Origin of the sequence: Capnocytophaga sp. ARDL2, assembly GCF_041530365.1 — a bacterium.
In the GTDB taxonomy this organism is placed as follows: Bacteria; Bacteroidota; Bacteroidia; order Flavobacteriales; family Flavobacteriaceae; genus Flavobacterium.
Genome location: NZ_CP168034.1, coordinates 575,403 through 599,828 on the forward strand (window position 1 = coordinate 575,403; position 24,426 = coordinate 599,828).

20 protein-coding genes and 3 pseudogenes are annotated in these 24,426 nt (G+C 35.9%); 22 read left to right on the forward strand and 1 reads right to left on the reverse strand.

Translation table 11 applies throughout. The features are described 5' to 3' along the window. The first annotated feature begins 2 nt into the window (after window positions 1–2). A complete protein-coding gene (locus AB4865_RS02895) occupies window positions 3–2,297 on the forward strand; it encodes a reprolysin-like metallopeptidase (protein ID WP_372474233.1) in 2,295 nt (764 codons plus the stop codon). A 93-nt stretch (window positions 2,298–2,390) separates the two neighbouring features. On the opposite strand, the gene AB4865_RS02900 is transcribed toward AB4865_RS02895, so the two are convergent. Next, window positions 2,391–2,588: a twin-arginine translocase TatA/TatE family subunit gene (locus tag AB4865_RS02900; RefSeq protein ID WP_372474234.1), complete on the reverse strand. Its 198-nt coding sequence runs from the start codon at window positions 2,586–2,588 to the stop codon at window positions 2,391–2,393. 177 nt (window positions 2,589–2,765) lie between these two features. Between AB4865_RS02900 and AB4865_RS02905 the strand changes: the two are divergent. From AB4865_RS02905 to AB4865_RS03005, 21 genes and pseudogenes are all read left to right on the forward strand, one after another. Continuing rightward, window positions 2,766–4,255, forward strand: a pseudogene (locus AB4865_RS02905) (GH3 auxin-responsive promoter family protein). Between the two features lie 72 nt (window positions 4,256–4,327). Next, complete coding sequence (locus AB4865_RS02910) at window positions 4,328–5,644, forward strand: ATP-binding protein (RefSeq protein WP_372474235.1); 1,317 nt, start codon at window positions 4,328–4,330, stop codon at window positions 5,642–5,644. Window positions 5,645–5,740: 96 nt separating this feature from the next. Then, window positions 5,741–7,888, forward strand: coding sequence for a carboxy terminal-processing peptidase (locus AB4865_RS02915; protein WP_372474236.1), 2,148 nt, complete (start codon window positions 5,741–5,743; stop codon window positions 7,886–7,888). A 264-nt stretch (window positions 7,889–8,152) separates the two neighbouring features. Next, window positions 8,153–8,494: a hypothetical protein gene (locus tag AB4865_RS02920; protein WP_372474237.1), complete on the forward strand. Its 342-nt coding sequence runs from the start codon at window positions 8,153–8,155 to the stop codon at window positions 8,492–8,494. A gap of 116 nt (window positions 8,495–8,610) precedes the next feature. Continuing rightward, window positions 8,611–8,975, forward strand: a pseudogene (locus AB4865_RS02925) (NADH-quinone oxidoreductase subunit A). A 6-nt stretch (window positions 8,976–8,981) separates the two neighbouring features. After that, the gene (locus AB4865_RS02930) at window positions 8,982–9,533 is read left to right on the forward strand and encodes an NADH-quinone oxidoreductase subunit B (RefSeq protein WP_372474238.1); all 552 of its coding nucleotides are present in this window, start codon (window positions 8,982–8,984) and stop codon (window positions 9,531–9,533) included. A gap of 3 nt (window positions 9,534–9,536) precedes the next feature. Then, entirely contained in the window at window positions 9,537–10,058 is a 522-nt protein-coding gene (locus tag AB4865_RS02935) for an NADH-quinone oxidoreductase subunit C (RefSeq protein WP_372474239.1), read from the forward strand. 11 nt (window positions 10,059–10,069) lie between these two features. After that, a complete protein-coding gene (locus AB4865_RS02940; protein WP_372474240.1) occupies window positions 10,070–11,305 on the forward strand; it encodes an NADH-quinone oxidoreductase subunit D in 1,236 nt (411 codons plus the stop codon). Window positions 11,306–11,356: 51 nt separating this feature from the next. Further along, window positions 11,357–11,890 carry an NADH-quinone oxidoreductase subunit NuoE gene (gene nuoE, locus AB4865_RS02945; protein WP_372474242.1) on the forward strand — a complete coding sequence of 178 codons (534 nt, stop codon included), beginning with the start codon at window positions 11,357–11,359 and terminating at the stop codon, window positions 11,888–11,890. A gap of 4 nt (window positions 11,891–11,894) precedes the next feature. After that, window positions 11,895–13,253: an NADH-quinone oxidoreductase subunit NuoF gene (gene nuoF, locus AB4865_RS02950; protein ID WP_372474243.1), complete on the forward strand. Its 1,359-nt coding sequence runs from the start codon at window positions 11,895–11,897 to the stop codon at window positions 13,251–13,253. 350 nt (window positions 13,254–13,603) lie between these two features. Then, a complete protein-coding gene (locus tag AB4865_RS02955) occupies window positions 13,604–14,365 on the forward strand; it encodes a hypothetical protein (RefSeq protein ID WP_372474245.1) in 762 nt (253 codons plus the stop codon). 71 nt (window positions 14,366–14,436) lie between these two features. Beyond that, complete coding sequence (locus AB4865_RS02960; RefSeq protein ID WP_372474246.1) at window positions 14,437–14,901, forward strand: hypothetical protein; 465 nt, start codon at window positions 14,437–14,439, stop codon at window positions 14,899–14,901. Window positions 14,902–14,918: 17 nt separating this feature from the next. Next, window positions 14,919–15,938, forward strand: coding sequence for a 2Fe-2S iron-sulfur cluster-binding protein (locus AB4865_RS02965; RefSeq protein WP_372474247.1), 1,020 nt, complete (start codon window positions 14,919–14,921; stop codon window positions 15,936–15,938). 5 nt (window positions 15,939–15,943) lie between these two features. After that, window positions 15,944–16,974, forward strand: a pseudogene (gene nuoH / locus AB4865_RS02970) (NADH-quinone oxidoreductase subunit NuoH). 8 nt (window positions 16,975–16,982) lie between these two features. Continuing rightward, entirely contained in the window at window positions 16,983–17,522 is a 540-nt protein-coding gene (locus tag AB4865_RS02975) for an NADH-quinone oxidoreductase subunit I (protein WP_372474248.1), read from the forward strand. Window positions 17,523–17,579: 57 nt separating this feature from the next. Then, a complete protein-coding gene (locus AB4865_RS02980) occupies window positions 17,580–18,347 on the forward strand; it encodes a glycosyltransferase family 2 protein (RefSeq protein WP_372474250.1) in 768 nt (255 codons plus the stop codon). 261 nt (window positions 18,348–18,608) lie between these two features. Then, window positions 18,609–19,115: an NADH-quinone oxidoreductase subunit J gene (locus AB4865_RS02985; RefSeq protein WP_372474251.1), complete on the forward strand. Its 507-nt coding sequence runs from the start codon at window positions 18,609–18,611 to the stop codon at window positions 19,113–19,115. Beyond that, window positions 19,115–19,435, forward strand: a complete 321-nt coding sequence (gene nuoK, locus AB4865_RS02990) for an NADH-quinone oxidoreductase subunit NuoK (RefSeq protein ID WP_372474253.1) — start codon at window positions 19,115–19,117, stop codon at window positions 19,433–19,435. Before AB4865_RS02985 ends, nuoK begins: the two co-directional genes overlap by 1 nt. A gap of 1 nt (window position 19,436) precedes the next feature. Beyond that, window positions 19,437–21,326, forward strand: a complete 1,890-nt coding sequence (gene nuoL, locus AB4865_RS02995) for an NADH-quinone oxidoreductase subunit L (RefSeq protein WP_372474254.1) — start codon at window positions 19,437–19,439, stop codon at window positions 21,324–21,326. A gap of 10 nt (window positions 21,327–21,336) precedes the next feature. Continuing rightward, window positions 21,337–22,758 (forward strand): NuoM family protein, encoded by a 1,422-nt coding sequence (locus AB4865_RS03000; protein WP_372474255.1) that lies wholly within the window; start codon window positions 21,337–21,339, stop codon window positions 22,756–22,758. 170 nt (window positions 22,759–22,928) lie between these two features. Then, window positions 22,929–24,302 carry an NADH-quinone oxidoreductase subunit N gene (locus AB4865_RS03005; protein ID WP_372474256.1) on the forward strand — a complete coding sequence of 458 codons (1,374 nt, stop codon included), beginning with the start codon at window positions 22,929–22,931 and terminating at the stop codon, window positions 24,300–24,302. Window positions 24,303–24,426: the final 124 nt, after the last annotated feature.

Sequence of the window (24,426 nt, forward strand, 5' to 3'; positions counted from 1 at the left end):
ACATGAATTCGATTATTAAGATTGCACTATCATTATCCGCTTTCTTTTTTGGGTCAAAAGCAATAGCTCAAGATTACCAATTTAAGAAAATTGATTCTGTGAAAAATCAAGGGTTAATGGTGCGTACTAACACACCTACCGTTTATCAATTGTACAAAACAGAATTTCAATCGGTAAACGATTATTTACTTCAAGCACCAGACGAATTTCAAGTTGAAAACACTTCGTTTACCTTCAACTTACCCGATGCCGACGGAACCATCGTTCCCTATGTGCTTTATAAAACCTCTGTAATGGAAGAAGAATTGGCAGCCGAATTTCCAGGACTTTACAGTTACATCGGTTACAACCAAAAAGACCCAAGTAATGTCATCAGAATGTCGGTATCGTATATCCATGGTATCCATTTGATGGGGTATAATGGCAAAGGCGAAACTTATTATATGGACGCCTATACGGAAGACAAAAATGTACAAATTTTGTACAAGCGAAGTGATATTACCAACGAACATACACATTTTCAATGTCATTTGCATACTGAAAATGAATTGGAAGAAACACATGCTCACTCAGACGAACCTATAGCTTTGAATCACGATGGGATTTTTAGACAATACCGTTTAGCAATCGCTACAACGGGAGAATATTCACAATTTCATTTAACAAATGCACCTGTGGGAACGCCAATGGCTACTTTAGGACAGCAAAGAGCTGTAGTGATGTCTGCAATTATAGCAGCAGTTACTCGTCTCAACCAAGTATATGAACGCGATATGGCGTTAAGATATATTTTGGTAAATAATAATCAAAATTTGATTTATTTCAATGCTAATAATGACCCTTTTGAAAATGATGATGCTTATATATTATTGAACCAAAGCCATTCTGTAATTAATTCTAACATAGGAAGTTCTAATTATGATATTGGACATACTTTTAGTACAGGAGCAGGGGGACTTGCTCAAATTGTAGCATTGTGTAATCCTCAAGCAAAAGGTATGGGAGTTACAGGTTCTGATTCTCCAGTAAATGATCCATTCGTAATTGATTATGTAGCCCATGAAATAGGACATCAAATGGGGGCAAATCATACTTTTAGTGGTAATACAGGATCTTGTTCTATGAATGCAAACTCTTCTACTGCTGCTGAACCAGGCTCTGGTAGTACTATTATGGGGTATGCAGGTATCTGTGGGGCTAATCAAAATGTGCAAAACCAATCAGATGCTTACTTCCACTATTTGTCTATACAGGAAATGACAGATCGTGTACAAGCAACTACTTGTGCTACATATTTACAAACTAATAACGCAACACCTTCTGTAACAGCTGGTACAACAGTGTCTATTCCTGCAAGAACACCGTTTAAATTGACAGCAACGGCATCGGATAACAACAATCCAAATTCATTGACATATACTTGGGAACAATTGGATACAAAAGTTGGTATTTATGGAACGCCAACGGGAAATGATACAACAGAGCCTAATTTTCGTTCTTTAGTCCCTACAAGTAATCCTATGCGTTATTTTCCAGCATTGAGTACTGTAATTAATGGTACGACAAATGTAGATGTTGCACCTGGAACCACTTGGGAGCGTTTGTCAAATGTACCAAGAAGTATGCGTTTTGGAGTCACGGTTCGAGACAATAATGTAATAGGTGGCGGACAAACTCGCAGAGCTCAGCGTACTGTAAATGTTGTAGGAACTCAACCGTTTGTACTTACATATCCATCAACGATTGTCAATACTCCTGTAGAACAATGGTTGATTGGTACAAATAAAACAATTACTTGGAATGTAGCAAACACCAATGTTTCTCCAATCAACACAGCCAATGTAAAAATATCATACACTACTGATAATGGTCAAACATTGACAGAGTTGGTTGCAAGTACACCAAATAACGGTTCGGCTGTAGTGCAGGTGCCAGATATTCCTCACAATACAGAGATTCGAATTGTCATTGAACCGATAGGAAATGTCTATTATACAATTTCTCAGAAAGTAAGAGTCGTAAATGTATTGTCAAATAAGGACTTCCAATTTGAAAATTTCCAATTGTATCCAAATCCTTCAAATGATGTAATTACATTTTCATTAATTCCAGACAACGGAAATGAAATTGTTTATCAAATTTATGATATTACAGGAAGAGAAATACTTTCAAAAACTATTGACAATACAGGAAAAATCGAAGAAACATTTTCTGTAGCACATTTAGCAACAGGAACTTATTTGTTGAAAATAAGCAATGGAAATAAATCCCTTACAAAGAAAATTGTGAGAAATTAAAAAAAAGAAATAGGTCAACCCCTAGGTTGACCTATTATTTAATGTTGTAAAAGTAGGAAGGACATAAAAAAACGCCGACATTGGCGCTTTTTATTATTCTTTTTTATCAGAATCTGTTGTCTTTTTATCGTTTTCCTCTTTGGTTGCATCTTTAAATTCTTTGATTCCAGAGCCCAAACCTCTCATCAATTCTGGGATTTTTTTACCACCAAAAAGTAATAATAAGGCTACTACAATTAAAACGATTTGCCACGGCCCCATAAAACCTAAAAATACATATAGTGTATTCATGATTCAAAATATTTTATATTCAATTGGTACAAAGTTAGTATAAAATAAAAGAAAATCGTTGATTATTAGATTTTTTTTTGAAAGTTTGTGAAAACTTTTTCTCAATTAATCCGTTTTTTACTTTTTAATGTTTAAAAATAATCCGACTTTTGCTATTCATTTTGATAAATATACAATATGTCATTTAAATCTTTTGCATCAAAAATTGTTGCTCATTGGGTGGTATTACAAGCTCAAAAGTGGATTGTTCAACCCAAAAAAACTCAGGATAAATGGTTCAGACAATTGATAAATAAAGCAAAATATACGCAATTTGGTCGTGATCATCAGTTTGCTTTTGTCAAATCGTACGAAGATTTTGTGCAGAACGTGCCTATTCGTGATTACGAACAACTCAAACCGTATTTTGATGATGTAGTTGCTGGGAAAGAAAATATCCTTTCGCAGGAACCCCCTTGTATCTTGCCAAAACTTCGGGTACTACTTCGGGAGCAAAATATATTCCTATTACCAAAGAATCCATGCCGTATCATGTAGAAGGAGCGAGAAATGCCATTTTGTTTTTTATTCATCACACAGGAAAATCTCATATTGTAGATGGGAAAATGATTTTTTTGCAGGGAAGTCCAGAATTAGAAGAAAAAAACGGAATCAAGCAAGGTCGATTGTCTGGAATTGCGGCTCATTATGTGCCAAACTATTTGCAAACCAATCGTTTGCCTTCGTGGGAAACCAATTGTATAGAAGATTGGGAAACCAAAGTAGATGCTATTGTAGAAGAAACTCACAAGGAAAATATGTCGGTAATTTCGGGTATTCCGTCGTGGGTGCAGATGTATTTTGAAAAATTAATCGAAAAAACGGGAAAGAAAATAGGGGAGTTGTTTCCCAATTTTGATGTATTTATATATGGTGGAGTCAATTACGAACCTTATCGTCGCAAATTTGAGGAAATGATGGGACGAAAGATAGACAGCATAGAATTGTTTCCAGCTTCGGAAGGATTTTTTGCCTATCAAGACCACCCAGATGCCGATGGTATGTTGCTTTTGCTCGACGCAGGTATTTTTTACGAGTTTGTAAAAGTCGATGAAATATCGTTGCCTTATCCCAAACGATACACCATAGACCAAGTAGAATTGGGACTAAATTACGCTTTGATTATTTCTACCAACTCAGGTTTGTGGGCGTACAATATCGGTGATACTGTGATGTTTACTTCGCTAAAACCGTATCGTATCAAAGTTACGGGGCGAATTAAACATTATATTTCGGCATTTGGCGAACATGTGATTGCCAAGGAAGTAGAAGAGGCGATGCAGATAGCATGTACCAAGCATCAAGTGTCGATTTCAGAGTTTAGTGTGGCACCACAAGTAACCACAGTGGGAGAATTGCCTTATCACGAATGGTTGATTGAATTTGAAAAAGTTCCTGCTGATTTACATGCTTTTGCACAGACATTGGACAGCGAAATGCAAAGGCAAAATATTTATTACAAAGATTTGATTGAGGGGAAAGTATTACAACCGTTGAAAATCACTATCATAAAAACAGGAGGTTTTCAAGAATATATGAAATCTCAAGGGAAATTGGGCGGACAAAATAAATTGCCTCGCTTGAGTAATGATAGAAAAATTGCGGAGTTTTTTGAAGGAAGTAAATGAAATTTCATACATTTGTAGATTAGAAACGATTGTTTCCGAAACAGCTGTTTCGGAACTACAAAAAACAAAAATATGAAATTTTACAATAGAGAAAAAGAAATAGAACGCTTACTGCGAATAAAAAAGGCATCTGAAAAAACGGCTCAATTTGCCGTGATGACAGGACGTAGGCGTATAGGGAAAACACAATTGTTGTTAGAAGCGTATAAAAACACGGCTTTGTATTTTTTCGTGGCGAAAAAATCGGAAGCGTTGCTGTGCAAAGATTTTCAAACCGAATTGCTACAAAAACTCAATATTCCTATTTTGGGAACGGTTGAGTCGTTTGCAGAGTTGTTTGAATTCGTTTTGCAACTGTCTTACAACCAACAAATCACACTGATTATTGATGAGTTTCAAGAGTTTTTTACGGTCAATTCTGCCGTGTATAGCGATATGCAACGCTTATGGGATTTGCACAAAGACCGAGCAAAAATCAATTTGGTGGTTTCGGGTTCGGTGATTTCTTTGATGCACAAAATCTTTGAAAACAACAAAGAACCTTTATTCGGTAGAGCTAATCATTTTTTTAGGTTAAAGCCATTTGAAACCAGAGTTTTAAAAGAAATTTTAACGGATTTTAACCCCAATTACAAGGCCGATGATTTACTGGCGTTGTACGGTTTTACTGGTGGCGTAGCAAAATATGTTCAACTATTTATGGACAACGGCTGGACAACTAAAGACCAAATGATTAACGGAATGATAGACGAAAATTCCATTTTTATTTCGGAGGGGAAAAATCTTTTGGTGGAAGAATTTGGCAAGGATTATCATACGTATTTTAGCATTTTAGCTTTGATTTCTGAGGGAAAAACTTCTCGTTCTGAAATTGAAAATGTATTGGGAAAAGAAATTGGCGGATATTTAACCAAAATGGAAAACGATTTTCAACTGATAAAGAAAACTCAACCTATTTTCACCCAAAGCCGAACAAAAAATGTGAAATATCAATTGTTGGATAATTTTCTAACTTTTTGGTTTCGTTTTGTTTACAGATATATTCATATAGTGGAAATCGGAGCGTATGAGCAGTTGCAAATCATTATTCACCGAGATTTTGAAACGGTAAGTGGTTTTATGTTAGAAAAATATTTTCGCATAAAAGCTGTTGAAACTCAAAAATATACTCAAATTGGAAGTTTTTGGGATAGAAAAGGCGAAACAGAAATTGATTTCATCGCGGTAAACGAACTCAACAAAACCATCGATTTTGCCGAAATCAAGCGAAATAAGGAGAAAATAAATTTGGAAATTCTCCGCCAAAAGGCTTATGAATTTTTGAAAACCAATCCACAATTGAAGGATTTTGAAGCTCATTACCACGCTTGGAGTTTGGAGGAAATGTAAGTATGAAAAAAAACATTTTGTGAAAAAATTATCATCTAAAAAGAATTTTCTAATAAAAAAATATAGATATTCGTAATTGAAAAGATTAGTGAGTAAATGAAATCATTAGTAGAGTTTATGAAAAAGAATTATAAGATATTGATAGTAGTCGTTTTAGCGGCTGTGGGATTGTGGAGTTTTGTGGACAACAAGAAAAAATCAGACAATGACGACGCAGTTTTGATAGAAATGTTGTTGTTTGTATTGCAAAATGCACATTACAAACCTGCAGATTTAAACGACTCTTTTTCAGAGAAAGTTTATACAGAATATTTGAAAAACCTCGACCCAAATAAACGCTTTTTTCTCCAAAGCGAAATTGATCAATGGGCGGTTTACAAACACGATTTAGATAATCAATTAATCAAAAGAGAAACAACCTTTTTTGATGTTTCGCATACATTATTGCAAAAGAAATTAGACGAAACTCAAAAAATATATCGTGAGATTTTGGCAAAACCATTTGATTTTTCAAAAGACGAAACTTTGGAAACAGATTCAGATAAATTGTCGTTTGCAAAGACTCATGCTGAATTGAAAAATCGTTGGCAAAAACAATTGAAAGCCTCTGTTTTGGCAAGTATTGAGGACAAGCAAAAAATAGAAAAAGGCGAAAAAGAGGATAAAAAAGCTAAAAATAAAAACGAGAAATTAGTCGAAAAAAAGTCAGATCAACCTAAATCGTATGAAGAATTGGAAAAAGAAGCGAGAGAATCTACTTTGAAAAATTTGGACGATTATTTCGACATTGTAAAAGAGTTTTCTCGCAAAGAATGGTTTGCTGTATATCTGAATACAGTATTGGAGCAATTTGACCCTCATACCAATTATTTGGCACCCGACGATAAAAAGAAATTTGAAGAAAGCATGTCGGGATCGATGGAAGGAATCGGAGCTCAATTGCGTAAGAAAAACGACTACATCGAAATCACAGAAGTAATCGCTGGTGGACCGGCATGGCGACAAGGCGAATTGGAAAACGGCGACATCATTATTAAAGTAGCACAAGGCGACGAAGAGCCTGTGGATATTGCAGGAAAGCGATTGGACAATGTCATCAAACTCATCAAAGGGAAAAAAGGTACAGTGGTAAAATTGACTACCAAAAAAGTAGATGGTTCTATAAAAGTAATTACCATTGTTCGTGATAAGTTTGAAATTGAAGAAACTTATGCAAAATCTACGATAATCAAAACTGCCAATGGTAAATACGGAATGATTTATTTGCCAAAGTTTTATGTAGATTTTGAAACACGCAACAACAAAAACGCCTTTACCGATGTGAAAAAAGAGTTGGAAAAACTCAAAGCTCAAGGTATAGAAGGTGTAATTATCGATTTGAGAAACAACGGCGGAGGTTCATTGCAAACTGTGGTGGACATGGTCGGATTGTTTATAGAGCAAGGACCTATTGTGCAAGTTGCTAAACCCAACGGAGCTAAAGAAGTGTTGAGAGATCGCGATAGAAGTGTGCTTTGGGATGGACCGTTGGTGGTGATGATCAACAGTCATTCGGCATCGGCATCGGAGATTTTTGCGGCGGCGATTCAGGATTACAACCGCGGAATTGTTGTAGGTTCAAAGAGTTCGTTTGGAAAAGGAACAGTACAAAATCTATACAATCTCAATGATTTGGTACGATTCAACAACAAAGATTTTGGATCGATAAAATTTACTACACAAAAATTTTATCGCATCAACGGAGGTTCTACACAGTTGAAAGGTGTAGAAAGTGATATCGTATTCCCAGATCGCTTTTTGTACATAAAATCAGGAGAAAAAGATATGGATAATGCCTTGCCGTGGGACAAAATCGAAAAGACGAGCTATACGCCGTTTACCTACAATTTTGCACCGATTTTAGAAAGTAGTCGCAACCGTATCAAAGGCAATGTAAACTTCAAATTGATGGAGGAAAATGCTAAATGGCTCAACGAGAGAAAAGATGAAACCGTAATTTCTTTGAATTACGACAAATTCATGAAAAAATCGAAAGAATTAGAAGACAAAAATAAAGAATTCAACCAATTGAAAGATTATAAAAACTCGTTGAAATTTAGCTCATTACCAGATGAAGTAGAAAAATTTGCCAACGACACCGTGTTGAAATCAAAACGTGACAAATGGCACGAAAACCTTGTTTCGGATATTTATATGGAAGAAACAGTGCAAGTACTCGAAGATTTAAAACAATTGATGAAATAAAAAGATTCCTCCTATTGCCGAAAAGACGATAGGGGGAATTTTTGCATATAAGATTTATGAAAAACACTCTTTTGCATTTTTGCCTTGTTAATGGCCATCACAATAGGTAAAACAAATGCACAGGAAAAAGTTTTAGAAGATAGATATTATGAGTTTATTAATGATTATAAAGACAAAAACGGATTTATAGAATAGTTTCGATTTAAAAACAAATATTTTATATATAATTCTTGCGAGTATTCGGATGTACTAAAAATATTTATTTTGATAGACGAAGACAAACATATCAAATTTCTTTTTGAATTTATGGAACCTCAAGAATATCATATTACAGATTTTTCTTCCAAGCCAAACGAAGCTATTTTTATATTGGAAAATGAGTATAATTTGGTAAAATTGACGGCAAGGAGAAAAGACGGATTGTATATTTTCAGTTATCAATCCGATGGCATTGATTTCAAAAAGTTGATGATACCCTTTTCATCAATGGAAAACTATCGTTATATGGAAAATCTATGTTTCAATGAAAAAAGGGAAGAGTTTACTTTCGGCGCTATAGATTTTGAAAAAATGTGGAAAGAATTTTCCGTAGATGAAACATTTTAAAAATTATTTAAATCGACTACAAATTACTAAAAAAAGTGATTTTTGTGGAAAAAATGTGCTTTCTACTTATATAAAAAAGTAATTTTGTAGTTTGAAATAAAAAATATAAAAATCCGATGAATTCAAGTCAATTAGATTTAATTCCTATTGTCATGCAATTGGGCTTTACGGCTGTGTTTGTTGCTGTTACAATATTTATTTCCAGTTTATTGGGCCAAAGAGAAATTCTGTTAAAAAAGATGTGAACTTTGAGTGTGGTATTGAGTCGGTTGGAAACGCTCGTGTTCCGTTCAATATTCGCTATTTTTTGGTGGCAATTCTCTTTGTTTTGTTTGATGTTGAGGTAATATTCATGTATCCTTGGGCAGTAAACTTCCTTGAAATGGGTTGGGACGGTCTTTGGAAAATGGGAATTTTTATCTTTCTATTGATTGTAGGATTGTTATACGAGTTTAAGAAAAAAAGTTTGGAATTTGATTAATATACTATGAGCGAATCTACAAACATAAAACAAGTTGCAGCTCCAGAGGGGTATGCGGGTGAAGGTTTTTTTGCTACAAAATTGAGCGATTTGGTTGGTTTGGCAAGAGCAAATTCTCTTTGGCCATTGCCTTTTGCTACTTCGTGTTGTGGTATCGAATACATGGCTACGATGGCTGCTACTTACGACATTGCTCGTTTTGGTTCTGAGCGTATGAGTTTTTCGCCGCGTCAGGCCGATGTATTGATGGTAATGGGTACAATTTCAAAAAAAATGGCACCTATTTTACGCCAAGTATATGAGCAAATGGCAGAACCTCGTTGGGTAATCTCTGTAGGTGCCTGTGCATGTACAGGGGGGATTTTCGATACATATTCTGTATTACAAGGTATCGATAAAGTAATCCCAGTAGATGTGTATGTGCCAGGATGTCCGCCAAGACCAGAGCAAATCCTCGATGGTATTTTGCAATTGCAAGAAATTGTGAAAAACGAATCCGTGTATAGACGCAGCTCTGAAGAATATAAAAAATTGTTGGACTCATACAATATCAAATAAACCATGGGATTAGATAATCAACGAATTCAAGATATATTGAGTAGAAAATTTACTACACAAGTAGGCGAATTTCACGAATTGGAAGGCATGTTGGTGGTAGAAGTATCACCCAAATTTTCTTATGAAGTATTGTCGTTTTTGAAAAATGACGAAGAGTTGAAATTCAACTTTCTTACCGATGTATGCGGAGTACATTATCCAGATTATGAGGAAGAAAGACAGTTTTGTGTAGTATATCATTTGCACAGTTGGTACAACAACATTCGCTTGAGAGTAAAATGTTATGTATCGGCGGCAAATCCAGAGGTGGAAAGTGTGGTTTCGTTGTTTCCAGGAGCCAATTGGCAGGAAAGAGAAACCTATGATTTTTTTGGAATAAAATTCAAAAATCATCCACAGTTGAAGAGAATTTTGAATATGGATGAAATGGAATCTTTCCCATTAAGAAAAGAATTCCCTATGGAAGATCAAGGTAGAACAGATAAAGACGACCGTTTCTTTGGTCGTACAGGTCCAAATTGTTAATTCATCGCACTATGTCAGAATTATTATTAAAACCAGAAGATAGATTTCAGAAAGAAATCATAAGAAGTAAAGAAGAAGACGGAGTAGAATTGTCGGTTCTAAACTTAGGACCTACTCACCCAGCTACTCACGGAATCTTTCAAAATATACTTTTAATGGATGGTGAAAAGGTAATCGATGGTGAGGGTACTGTTGGGTACATTCACCGTGCGTTTGAAAAAATTGCAGAAAACAGACCTTTTTATCAAATCAATGTATTGACCGACCGCTTGAACTATTGTTCGTCGCCAATCAACAACACAGGTTGGTGGATGACGGTAGAAAAAGCCTTGGGCATAGAAATTCCAAAACGCGTACAATACTTGCGTGTGATTATTATGGAATTGGCTCGTATTGCAGACCACATTATTTGTAGTTCGGTGATGGGGGTAGATACAGGAGCTCTTACAGGATTCTTGTATGTAATGCAATACCGTGAAAAAATTTATGAAATATACGAAGAAATCTGTGGTGCACGTCTTACAACCAATATGGGGCGTATCGGAGGTTTTGAAAGAGAGTGGAGCGAAACAGCGTGGAAAAAAATCCATGAATTTTTAGACGAATTTCCAGCAGTTTGGAAAGAGTTTGAAGATATGCTTACACGAAACAGAATTTTTATGGATCGTACCATTGGTGCAGGAGCTATCGATGCCGAAAAAGCAATGGGTTACGGATTTACAGGTCCTAACCTTCGTGCAGCAGGGGTAGATTACGATGTGCGTGTGGCGAGTCCGTATTGTTCGTACGAGGATTTTGAATTTGACATTCCAGTAGGGCAAAACGGAGACTGTTACGACCGTTTCTGTGTGAGAAATGCCGAGGTATGGGAAAGTTTGAAAATCATCAGACAGGCAATCGACAAAATGCCAGAAGGTCCATACCACGCAGATGTACCAGAGTATTATTTACCACCAAAAGAAGAGGTGTACAACAATATGGAAGCCTTGATTTATCACTTCAAAATCGTAATGGGAGAAATTCCAGTGCCAAATACAGAAGTGTTTCATTCGGTAGAAGGAGGAAACGGAGAATTAGGTTTCTATTTGATTACCAACGGAAGTAGAGTGCCCTATCGTTTGCATTTCCGCAGACCGTGTTTCATTTATTACCAAGCCTTTACCGATATTATCAAAGGAAGAAGCCTTTCTGACGCCATTATCACTATGTCGAGTATGAATGTGATTGCAGGAGAATTGGATGCGTAATCAGCGAAAATTTTTTAAAAAGAAAAAACAATTAATTTGTAAGGAGTTTCTATGGAAACAACGAAAAAATATCATCAAACTATCAATATGACACCTGAATTGATGTCGCGTATTCAGGAATTGATTAGTCATTATCCAGAAGGAAAACAAAAATCTGCTTTGTTGCCCGTATTACACGAGGTACAAGATGCTCACGACAACTGGTTGAGCGTAGAATTGCAAAACAAAGTAGCCGAACTATTGAACATCAAACCGATAGAAGTTTACGAAGTGGTGACATTTTATACTATGTTCAACCAAAAACCTATGGGGAAATATATGTTTGAATTTTGTGTAACTTCTTGTTGTGCCATAAACAAAGCCGAGGATATGATGGAATATACTTGCGAAAAATTGGGCGTAAAAGAAGGACAAGTTACCGAAGACGGTCTATTTTCAGTAGTAGGTGTACAATGTTTGGGAGCTTGTGGATATGCACCGATGATGCAAGTGGGCGATTTTTATCACGAACACCTTACAAAGGAAAAAATTGACCAAATCATCGCAGATTGTAGAGAAGGAAAAGTAATTTTACACGATAAATAATACCATGGGAAGAAAGATATTATTAGAAAAAATAAATATTCCGGGTATCAAAACCTATGAAGTATATCGCCAAAACGGTGGATATGCTTCTGTTGAAAAAGCCTTGAAACAAATGACTCCAGACGAAATCACAGAAGAGGTGAAAACTTCTGGATTGCGTGGTCGTGGAGGTGCAGGTTTCCCTGTAGGATTGAAATGGAGTTTTATAGATAAAAAGTCTGGAAATCCACGCCATTTGGTGTGTAATGCCGATGAATCTGAACCGGGAACTTTCAAAGACCGCTTCCTTATGGAATACATTCCTCACTTGTTGATTGAGGGAATGATTGTGTCTTCGTATGCATTAGGGGCAAACTTGTCGTACATCTATATTCGTGGAGAATATATGTGGGTGTTCAAGACTTTGGAAAGAGCAATAAAAGAAGCCTACGCTGCAGGGTGGTTAGGAAAAAATATCTTAGGGTCTGGATTTGACTTCGATTTGTATGTTCACTGTGGTGGAGGTGCTTATATCTGTGGAGAAGAAACTGCCCTTATCGAATCATTGGAAGGAAAAAGAGGAAATCCTCGTATCAAACCACCGTTTCCAGCGGTAAAAGGTTTGTGGCAAAATCCTACTGTGGTAAATAATGTAGAATCTATTTCTTCAGTACCTTGGATTGTATTAAACTCTGGGGAAGAATACGCAAAAATAGGAGTAGGTCGTTCTACAGGAACAAAATTGATTTCGGCATCAGGACACATCAAAAATCCTGGAGTATATGAAATCGAATTGGGATTGAGCGTAGAAGAATTTATGAATTCTGATGAATATTTGGGAGGAATGATCGACGACCGACCATTGAAAGCCTTGATTCCTGGAGGATCGTCTGTGCCAATTTTACCACAGCCTTTGATTTACAAAACAGCCAATGGCGAAGACCGTTTGATGACTTATGAATCGCTTTCAGACGGAGGATTCCAAACGGGGTCAATGTTGGGGTCTGGAGGGTTTATCGTATATAACGACACTGCTTGTATCGTGCGAAATACTTGGAATTTCTCAAGATTTTACCACCACGAAAGTTGCGGACAATGTTCGCCATGTAGAGAAGGTACAGGTTGGTTGGAAAAAATCCTTTGGAGAATAGAAAACGGACAAGGTACAATAGACGATATCGATTTGTTGTGGGATATTCAAAGCAAAATCGAAGGAAATACCATTTGTCCGTTGGGAGATGCCGCATCGTGGCCAGTGGCAGCTGCAATCAGACACTTTAGAGAAGAGTTTGAATACCATGTGAAATTCCCAGAAAAAATCAAAAACAGAGACCATTTTACACACGAACCATTTGAAAAGGTGAAACATTTGGTGAAAGGGTAATTTTAATAATATTAAATTTATAGCATTGATAATCGTATTATTATTTGGATGTACAAATGAAAACGAATTAAAAGATGTTATGAATATGGATGAAAATACATATTCAAAATTATCGAATTTAGGGGATAAACCTGATGAACATTCAAAAATAGTATTAGGAAAAAAATGGATAATCCATATGAGGTAATAAATATGCCGCAGGCATTTGATTACTATAATTCTATTATTCCAGAATCACCTTTTACAAATAAAAAAGTCATCGCTACCCATTATTATATAAAATTACAGCCTAAAACAATTCAACATTTGCAAATATTGGTCAGGCAAACTTTTGGAGTACAACGATGAATATGATAACAGGAGTTTCAATAAATTTAGTTATTCCACATTTAAGACCAGACCTTATTTTTGGAGGGTTGAATGAAAAGAATATCTCAAGTAGTGATAAAACATCAAATACTGTCAGAATATATCAGTTGGTATTTCATGAATCAGCTCACTATTTATATGCATCTAAAGCAGGTTCCTATTTTTGGGCTCAATTGTTTGCAAGTGAAATTAGTAATAATATTCTTATAGGCGACTCGTATAGCGATGGTAGTAAACCAAGTTATACTGCAGCTAAAAGAATTGCTTTAGTTGAGGGATGGGCAACTTTCTGTGAAATAAAAATAACTTCCTCAATTTATAATAAAGCTTATTTGGCTTATATATTAGATGATGAAAATAACAGAAGGGGAAAAATGTATGAATCGAAAGATGAAATTATAGGGTTTATCGAAAATTTTAATGTTTATGATAGACCAATGTCTGCTGGTAATCTTGATAATAAACACTGGTTTATGCATGGTATTATGTGGGATTTATTAGATAACTATAATGATATTAGATTAGAAATATCAGGGAGATATAATGATGATGGCGCAACAATGATTAATTATATAGATGACCCATATAATTTAGGGTTAAGTAATATAAACGACGTTTCTCCAATATTTAATAGATTAGATCGAACTGTTGAAGCTCCGATAGAGTTAAAAAATGCTTTGATTAGTGAATATCCTTTAAAAGAACCTGAAATAACAACATTATTTGATAGTTATGGATATTAAATTTAATAAATTACTTTTTGGGTTGTTTGGAATTATTACATTTTTAAGTTGTAATCCAGAAAAAGAATGTTTTGGAGGAAGAGGACATGAATATATATGATTTAATTTCTATTACACCTTTTCCTGAGAACTATTTAGATGGAGATGTTGTAGATTACTCAGTAGGAGATACAATTACATATAAGATAGATGTTCCTGTTATAAATTCGTTTTTTGATGATAAAGAAATTGATTTGTATGAGAACACAAACGAAAATAAATTTGGAAAATTTAAAATATTCATAGGTGATTTGTTCTATAACAACGAAATAATATTTGTAAAAGGAAAACAAGGAAATAAAAAAAACTTATTCAAAATTCCATATAATGAAATTACAAAAACATATGAATTTGAACTAAAAATAGTATTGTTGAAACAGGGGACTTATAGAATTCATAATAGAGAACATTTGGTTTTCAATAGTGAGGATAATTGTAATTTTTATTTGATTGAAACTGGTTTTAAAGTAAAAAGTGTTCAAATTCGTGTAGAATAGTTGTAAAAATAAAAAAAATGAAAGTAACAATAGACGGAATAGAAATAGAAGTAGAACCAGGTACAACAGTATTACAAGCCGCAAGAATGATAGGCGGAGATGTAGTACCACCTGCTATGTGCTATTATTCAAAATTGCAAGGTACAGGAGGAAATTGCCGTGCGTGTTTGGTAGAAATATCAAAAGGTAGCGAGGCAGATCCTCGTCCAATGCCAAAAATGATGCCTTCGTGCAAAACGGGGGTGATGGACGGTATGGAAGTGAAGGTAAAAACTTCCGACAGAGCCATGGAAGCGAGAAAGGCAGTTACAGAATTTTTGTTGATCAACCATCCATTAGATTGTCCGGTGTGCGATCAAGCAGGAGAATGTGATTTGCAAAATCTTTCGTTTAAGCATGGTGTGGGAAAAACACGCTTTACAGAAGAAAAGCGAACTTTCGAACCAGAAAATATCGGCGATAAAATCCAATTGCACATGAACCGTTGTATCTTGTGTTATCGTTGTGTGCATACTGCCGAGCAAATTTGCGGAGAGAGAAACCACGGGGTGCTAAACCGTGGAGACCACGCCCAAATTTCTACTTATGTATCGGCGGCCATCGACCACGAAATGTCTGGAAATATGATTGATGTGTGTCCTGTAGGGGCATTGACAGACAAAACTTTCCGTTTCAAATCTCGTGTTTGGTTCAACAAGCCTTTCAATGCTCATAGAGAGTGTGATAAATGTTGCGGAAAAACTACTTTGTGGATGTTTGGAAACGAAGTTCAACGAGTAACCGCAAGAAAAGACGAATTTCACGAAGTAGAAGATTTTATCTGCAACGAATGTCGTTTCGACCATAAAGATGTAAACGATTGGGTAATCGAAGGACCTCGTAAATTTGAAAAATTCTCGGTAATCAACCAAAATAATTACACGAGAGATATGAAAAAAGTAGAAATCAATACGGAAAAACAAATACTATTAGGACGCGAACAAGATCGCAAAAAAATCAGTATGAAAGCCGTACCTTACAAAAACAATAAAGAATAAGCATTATGGAGCAGGCTATTATTATTGAAAAAGGAATTGTCATATTGGTAGTGTTTGCCATTACCATGCTTTTTGCTATGTACAGTACTTTGGCAGAAAGAAAAATCGCTGCGTGGATTCAAGACCGTAGAGGTCCCAACCGTGCAGGTCCGGGGGAATGCTTCAACCATTGGCAGACGGATTGAAACTATTTGCCAAAGAAGAATTTATCCCTAATACACCTAACACATTCTTGTTTGTCTTAGGACCTTTTATCTCAATGACGATGGCATTGATGACTTCTGCCGTAATTCCTTGGGGAAAATCGTTGGAAATTGCAGGTAGAACCGTAATGCTACAAGCTACAGACATCAATGTGGCAATGTTGTATGTATTTGCTGTATTGTCTGTGAGTGTTTACGGAATAATGATTGGAGGTTGGGCATCAAACAACAAATATTCATTGATTTCGGCATTGCGTGTAGCCTCTCAGATGATTTCGTACGAAATCGCAATGGGATTGTCTATCGTGGCTATTTTGATGATGCACAGTTCTATGAGTTTGAGTGCCATTGCCGAAGGACAACACGGTATGCAATGGAATATTTTCTATCAACCTTTAGGGTTTTTAATCTTTTTGATTTGTTCGTTTGCCGAAACCAATCGTACACCGTTCGATTTGGCAGAATGTGAGCAAGAGTTGATTGGAGGATATCACACAGAATATTCGTCTATGCGTATGGGATTCTTCCTATTTGCAGAATATGCTGCAATGTTTATCTCATCGGCTTTGTTGTCTATCTTGTATTTGGGAGCGTATAATTATCCAGGAATGGATTGGGCTGCCGAAAACTGGGGAGCCAATGTAGCCAACATCATCGGAATATTGGCATTGTTTGCAAAAATCTGTTTCTTCATATTTTTGTATATGTGGGTAAGATGGACAATACCGCGTTTCCGTTACGATCAGTTGATGAATTTAGGATGGAAAGTATTGATTCCATTGGCGTTGATCAATTTGGTAGTAACCGCAGTAGTATTATTGCTAACTAAATAATGAAAACTATGTCAGCACAAAATATATCATTTTCAGGAAGAAAAAAACAAGTGTCAAACAAGGAAATGACCTTGGCAGAAAAGCTGTATTTACCAGCCATTGCACAAGGAATGTCCACTACATTGAAACACTTGTTCAAAAAGAAAGTAACGATACATTATCCAGAAGAAACACGTCCATTTAGTTCCGTATATCGTGGTCGTCACATGTTGATGCGTGATGAAGAAGGAAGAGAGCGTTGTACAGCTTGTGGATTGTGTGCGGTATCATGTCCAGCAGAAGCCATCACGATGAAAGCCGCAGAACGCAAACCAGAAGAAAAACATTTGTATCGAGAAGAAAAATACGCCGAGATTTACGAAATCAATATGTTGCGTTGTATCTATTGCGGATTGTGCGAAGAGGCATGTCCAAAACAAGCCATTTATTTGACAAAATCAAAGAGAATCGTAAACGCAAATACATCAAGAGAAAGTTTTATTTTCGGGAAAGAACAATTGGTTATGCCATTGGAACAAGCGATAAAAAATACCCAGAATTTGGGGTAAGTTATATTTGAAAACCTTCAGTAATGGAGGTTTTTTTATACATTAAAATGATAAATTATGATATCCATCATTGTACCTTGCTTTAATCAAGCACAATATTTAGACGAATGTTTGCAATCTGTTTTAGAACAAACCTACCAAAATTGGGAATGTATCATTGTCAATGACGGAAGCCCAGACAACACCGAAGAAGTTGCAAAAAAATGGTGCGAAGAAGACGCTCGTTTTCAGTATGTTTTAAAAGAAAACGGCGGACTTTCCTCTGCTCGAAACACAGGGATTCAAGAAGCAAAAGGCGAATGGATTCTCCCATTGGATTGTGATGATAAAATAAGCAATCGCTATTTAGAACTGGCTGCAAAAGAATTTGATAAAGGCTATACGGTTATCTATTGTCAAGCTGCTTTTTTTGGTGCTAAAAACGAAAAATGGCATTTGCCTGAATATTCCTTTAAAGGACAACTTTATAATAATCATATTTTTTGTTCCGCTTTTTTCAAAAAACAAGATTGGGAAAAAGTAGGTGGATATGATACTGCAATGAAACACGGATATGAAGATTGGGAATTTTGGTTACATATTCTCACAAAAGATAGTAAGGTGTATAGAATACCCCAAGTGTGTTTTTATTACAGACAAAAAGAGCAGTCGATGATTACTGATTTAATGGCTCAACAAGAGGTGGTGCAATCAACAAGAGCTTATATTTTTGAAAAACATCAACAGAAATATTTTGAAATATACGGTCGATTTTTCAATAAATTACGATTTGTATATGATAAAAAACAACCAAAAATAGCTGTGATTTTAGGGAGGTTGATTTGAATTCCGCATTAGGCGGAACAGGAATGTGATAATTTGGAAATTTGATAATTTCTTACTACTCGTTTCTAAATTCTCAGAACTAATTTCTCACTTCGGAGGTTAGGGGGCTTTTAAAATCTTTCTGAATTACGATTAATTGTAGTATAACTAAATAATAATTGTATTTTTGCACTTTTTATGGAAAGGTGTGTTTTGTTGTGAAATTCATCTTAACATAAATTATTGGTTCAAAGAGTTTAAAAAAAACTAAACAATAACTATATGATAGAAACACTCTTTTACTTGCTTTCTACTATCACTTTGGGGAGTGCGTTGATGACGATACTTTCCAAAAACCCTATCCATAGTGCGATATGGTTGGTAGTTAGTTTTTTTAGTATTGCAGGGCATTACGCTTTGTTCAATTCACAATTTTTAGCAATGGTACACATTATTGTGTATTCGGGGGCAATCATGATTTTGATGCTCTTTACCATTATGTTGATGAATCTGAATATGAGCAAAGAATTGTCAAAACCATTGACCACAAAACTCATTGCTACGGCGTGTTTTGGGTTGGTAGGTCTTGCATTGGTGTCTATTTTGGCAAAATCAGTTCCTGCGGTAGAGACCGCTTCTGTGGTGGCAGAAGATTTTCAATCAATCAAAGTATTGGGGAAAGTATTGTTGAACGAGTTTGTAGTACCATTTGAAACCACAGCTGTATTGTTGTTGATGGCAATGATTGGTGCGGTACTCATTTCTAAAAAAAATAATACCGCTGCATAATGGAACAAATTTTACACATTTTGGGCATAGAGCGATACATCATTTTATCGGTATTGCTATTCTGCATTGGGATTTTTGGTATTTTGTATAGACGCAACGCTATTGTAATGTTTATGTCTATCGAGATTATGCTCAATGCAGCAAATTTACTTTTAGTAGCTTTTTCAAACTATCACCAAGACGCTACGGGGCAGGTATTCGTATTTTTTACCATGGCAGTAGCAGCAGCAGAAGTGGCAATTGGTTTGGCTATTTTGGTGGCAATCTACCGAAATATCGGCTCGATTGATATTGATAATCTAAAAAACTTGAAAGGATAACATGGATACGAATTTACTTACCATAGCCTTACTTTTGCCATTGGCAGGGTTTCTAATCAATACTTTTTTTGGAAAAAAATTCGGAAAATCGGTTGCAGGGCTTTTGGCTACTTTTACTATTGTAGGAGCTTTTGCCATTGTAGTGATGCAGTTTTTTGCCCTACAAAACGGTGCCGCAGCTACAAGTGATTTGTGGTTTCCGTGGATTAGAGTTTTTGACTATACAATCAATTTTGAATTTTATTACGACCAATTGTCTATCTTGTGGTTGTTGTTTGTGTTAGGTATCGGTGCATTGATTCACTGGTATTCGACTTCGTATATGCACGACGACGAAAATTTCCACAAATTTTTCTCTTACCTAAACCTTTTTGTATTCTTTATGATGGTTTTGGTTACCGGAAAAAACCTTTTGATGATGTTCATCGGATGGGAAGGTGTAGGTCTTTGTTCGTATTTATTGATTGGTTTTTGGTACAAAAATCAAAATTATAACGATGCAGCCAAAAAAGCCTTTATTATGAACCGTATCGGGGATTTAGGATTTTTGATTGCAATTTTTGCTTCGTATAGATTATTCAACACTATTGATTTTGTAGAAATCAGAGAATTACTTGAGTACGATGCTCCAGGAGTGGGAACTTACGCTTTGGCGTTTGTAACTATGGGATTGTTTATCGGAGCTACAGGTAAATCGGCACAGTTGCCATTGTTTACTTGGTTGCCGGACGCGATGGCAGGTCCTACGCCAGTATCGGCGTTGATTCACGCAGCTACGATGGTTACTGCGGGTATCTTTTTGATTACGCGTTTGAATTTTGTTTTCGACCTAACTCCAGTAGTGCAAAATGTAATTGCCATGGTCGGAGCTGCAACAGCTTTGGTAGCTGCAACAATTGCCTTGGTGCAAAACGATATTAAAAAGGTATTGGCATTTTCTACCGTATCTCAATTGGGATTGATGTTTTTGGCATTGGGATTGGGAGCGTACGAAGTGGCAGTATTCCATGTGATTACTCATGCATTCTTCAAAGCATGTTTGTTCTTGGGTTCAGGTTCTGTGATTCACGCAGTAGGCGGACAACAAGATATGAGATATATGGGAGGATTGAAAGGCCGCATGAAAATCACTTATATTACTTTCTTGATTTCTTCGTTGGCGATTGCAGGATTGCCACCATTTTCAGGATTTTTCTCAAAAGATGAAATTTTATTGACAGCTTTCCATCACAATAAAGTTTTGTGGGTAATTGCTTCGTTAGCCTCTATTTTGACAGCTTTCTATATGTTCCGATTGGTGTATTTGACATTCTTCAATTCTTTTAGAGGAACTAAGGAACAAGAAGCACATTTACACGAAAGTCCGTCGGCTATGACCATTCCATTGATTGTTTTGGCTATTTTGGCAACAGTAGGCGGAGCGATTAGTTTGCCTGGAAACAGCTGGTTAAACGACTATTTAGCACCAGTAATTGTAAACAATGCAGCCAGTCATTCTCACCATTTAGGCACTACCGAATATATGTTGATGGGATTGGCAGTAGTAGGAGCATTGATAGGAATTGGAGTAGCGTATGTAAAATACATCAAAAATAAAGAGTTACCAGCTACAGACAATGCACAACCAGCAATTAATAAATTATTGGAAAACAAATATTACTTAGACGAAATTTACACCGCTTTGGTAGTAATGCCTATCAAATTTTTAGGAACAGCTTTCAACAAGTTCATCGACCCATTGATTGCAGCCTTGGTGGTAGGATTGGGAACATTGACAGGTGAAGTTTCTACTCAAGCAAAAAAATCACAAAACGGAAACATAGGATTGTATCTGTTTGCCTTTGTGATTGGCGTGTGTGTGATTTTGTATTATTTATTCATTGCAAACTAATCTTTGAGTTATGAACATTAGTATTTTATTACTTATATATTTAGTAGGAGCGGTAGTAACTTATGCTGCTGGGAAAAAATTTGCGAGAAACATTGCCTTGTTTTTCGGTTTGATTGGTGCAGGTGTATGGGCATCGTATTATCCTATGATTACAGCAGGAGAAACATTTACAGAGGTTTATTCTTGGATAAAACAGTTGAATGCAAATTTCTCTTTGTATGTAGATGGGTTAGCTTATAGCATGTTGGGGTTGTCTTGTTTGCTTTTTCCAATCATTGTATTGAGTACAAAAGCCAATCAATTTTCAAAAGCAAATGCTATTTATTCGTTGGCTTTGTTGATGGTTTTTGCGATGAATGGAACTTTTATGGCAAATGACGGATTTTTGTACTATATTTTTTGGGAGTTGGCATTGATTCCGATTTTCTTCATCAGTTTGTTGTGGGGAACAGGTTCGTTTGCTTCTCGTAAAAAAGCTATGGTAAAATTCTTTGTTTACACTTTTGCAGGTTCGCTGTTTATGTTGGCAGCATTAATTTATCTGTACATCAAAACAGGAGCTTTCGATTGGAATACATTACAACAAGCATCATTGTCAACAAAAGAAGCTAATTGTATTTTCTTGGGATTCTTTTTAGCCTATGCTATAAAAATTCCTATTTTCCCATTCCATACTTGGCAGGCAAATACCTATGAAAAAGCCCCAACGATGGGAACGATTTTATTGTCGGGAATTATGCTAAAAATGGGATTGTATTCTATCATGAGATGGCAATTGCCTTTGACTAAAGGAGTAGAAGAATGTGTGTTGAACACAGTAATCGTTTTGTCTTTGATAGGTGTAATTTATGCTGCATTAATCGCTTTGAGACAGGATAATATCAAACGATTGTTGGCATATTCGTCTATGTCCCATGTTGGATTGATTGCAGCTGGAATTTATACCAATACCATGCAAGGAACACAAGGAGCAATCATTCAAATGTTGGCTCACGGATTGATAGTAGCAGGATTGTTTTATATAGCAGAAATGATTTACGAAAGATACGGAACCTATTCTATCAAAGAAATGGGAAGTATCAGACAACAAGCAACAAAATTTAGTTCGTTCTTTTTGATTTTGATGTTTGCATCGATTGGATTGCCAGGAACCTTCAGTTTTGTAGGAGAATTTTCATTGTTGTATGCCTTGTATGCCAAAGGAATTTGGTACGCAATTCTTGGAGGAACTACCATTATTTTAGGAGCGTACTACATGATGAGAATGTTCCAAAAAGCTATGTTGGGAGAAACAAACGAACAACGCACATTTGCCGATGTATCGGTGAGAGAAAGTGTGGTTTTGACCGTGCTTTCGGCTTTGATTATCGGATTGGGAGTGTATCCATTGCCGATTTACAATATCATTTCATCATTTGTAAATTTTAGTTAATGAGTTTCATAAAGGGAAAATCAATAATATTAAATTGATTTTTTAATTTGTCATTCCGACGAAAGGAGGAACCTCTAAAAATTAATTTGTTAAGGATTCTTCGCTTCGTTCGTGCCTTATTTCGTTCTGAATGACAAAAAAATCCCTAAGTGAAAAAAGTATTATAAAATATGAATACATTAATTGTTTTATCGAGTTTAGTAGTAGTAATTTTATTACTCGAAATTATCAATTTTAGAAAAGGCATTGTACCTTTCGCTATTTTGGGATTGGCTGTCGCTGCAGGAGCAGTCTATTGCCAAGAAGAATTGGTGCAATTTGAATCGTATGATGTAATCAGAGAGTCGTCATTTACAAAAGCGTTTTCTGTGTTACTAATCGTACTAACAGGTGGTTTGGTAGCAATGGGAAATCGTTTTTATAGAGATGTAAAACCCAAATTATCAGATTTTATTTCGTTGAAAATATTTACTCTAATCGGAGCGGTTTGTATGATTATGGCAAATCACTTTGTAATGTTTTTCATCGGATTGGAAATTTTGTCTATCTCATTGTACATTTTGGCATCGAGTCGACCAAAAGATATTTTGAGCAACGAATCGGGAATGAAATACTTTTTGATGGGTTCGTTTGCCTCTGGATTTGTATTGTTTGGAATTGCATTGATTTACGGAGCAACGGCAAGTTTTTATTTGAGCGAAATATCTTTGAAAACAGTTGTAGGTGCAGAGCAAATTTGGCTAACATTGGGTGGAGCGATGATTTTAATCGGAATGTTGTTTAAAGTAGCAGCCTTTCCATTCCACTTTTGGGCAGCCGATGTATACGAAGGAGCACCAACATTGACCACAGCGTCGATGAGTACTGTAGCTAAAGTAGCGTCGATGGCGGTGTTGTTTCAATTAGGGCAAGTCATTTTACCTCAAAGTGTAGAATTGTACCACAATTTGTTGATTGTATTGATTGTGTCAACTATGTTTGTAGGAAACATTTTGGCGTTGAAACAAGAAAACATCAAGCGAATGTTGGCATATTCTGGAGTTTCGCACGCAGGATTTATGTTGCTTACACTTTTATACACAGATGGAGCATCGCAAGAATTGTTTTACTATGCAGCAGCTTATACCACAGCAGGTATTGCAGGATTTGCGGTAGTATTGTACGCAACCACAGGCGGACTAAAAGATACGGTAGAATCATTCATCGGATTTGGAAAGAAAAACCCATTGATGGGAGCAGTATTAACCTTGGCATTGTTGTCAATGGGAGGAATTCCGATTTTGTCAGGATTTTTCGCAAAATTCTTCCTGTTGAAATCGGTATTCAACGAAGGATATTTGACTTTAGCCTTGTTGGCAGTAGTCAATTCGATAATTAGTATTTATTACTATTTCCGTTTGATTTTGGCAATGTACACACCAAAAGAAAACGCAGAAAAAGTAAGTTTACCATGCGTAAACATTTATTCAATCGCAGCGATACTATTTATCGTATTGAATATCTTGATAGGATTGTCACCCAGTTGTATGTTGGAGTTGATATAAGTTGATTTATTAATCACGGAATAAAATAACCGCCTTAGTAATGGGGCGGTTTTTTAGGTTTTATGGACATTATGTTGTTTCATATTGAAACGATTTGATGCAAATGTTTAAGATCTAATTAAAC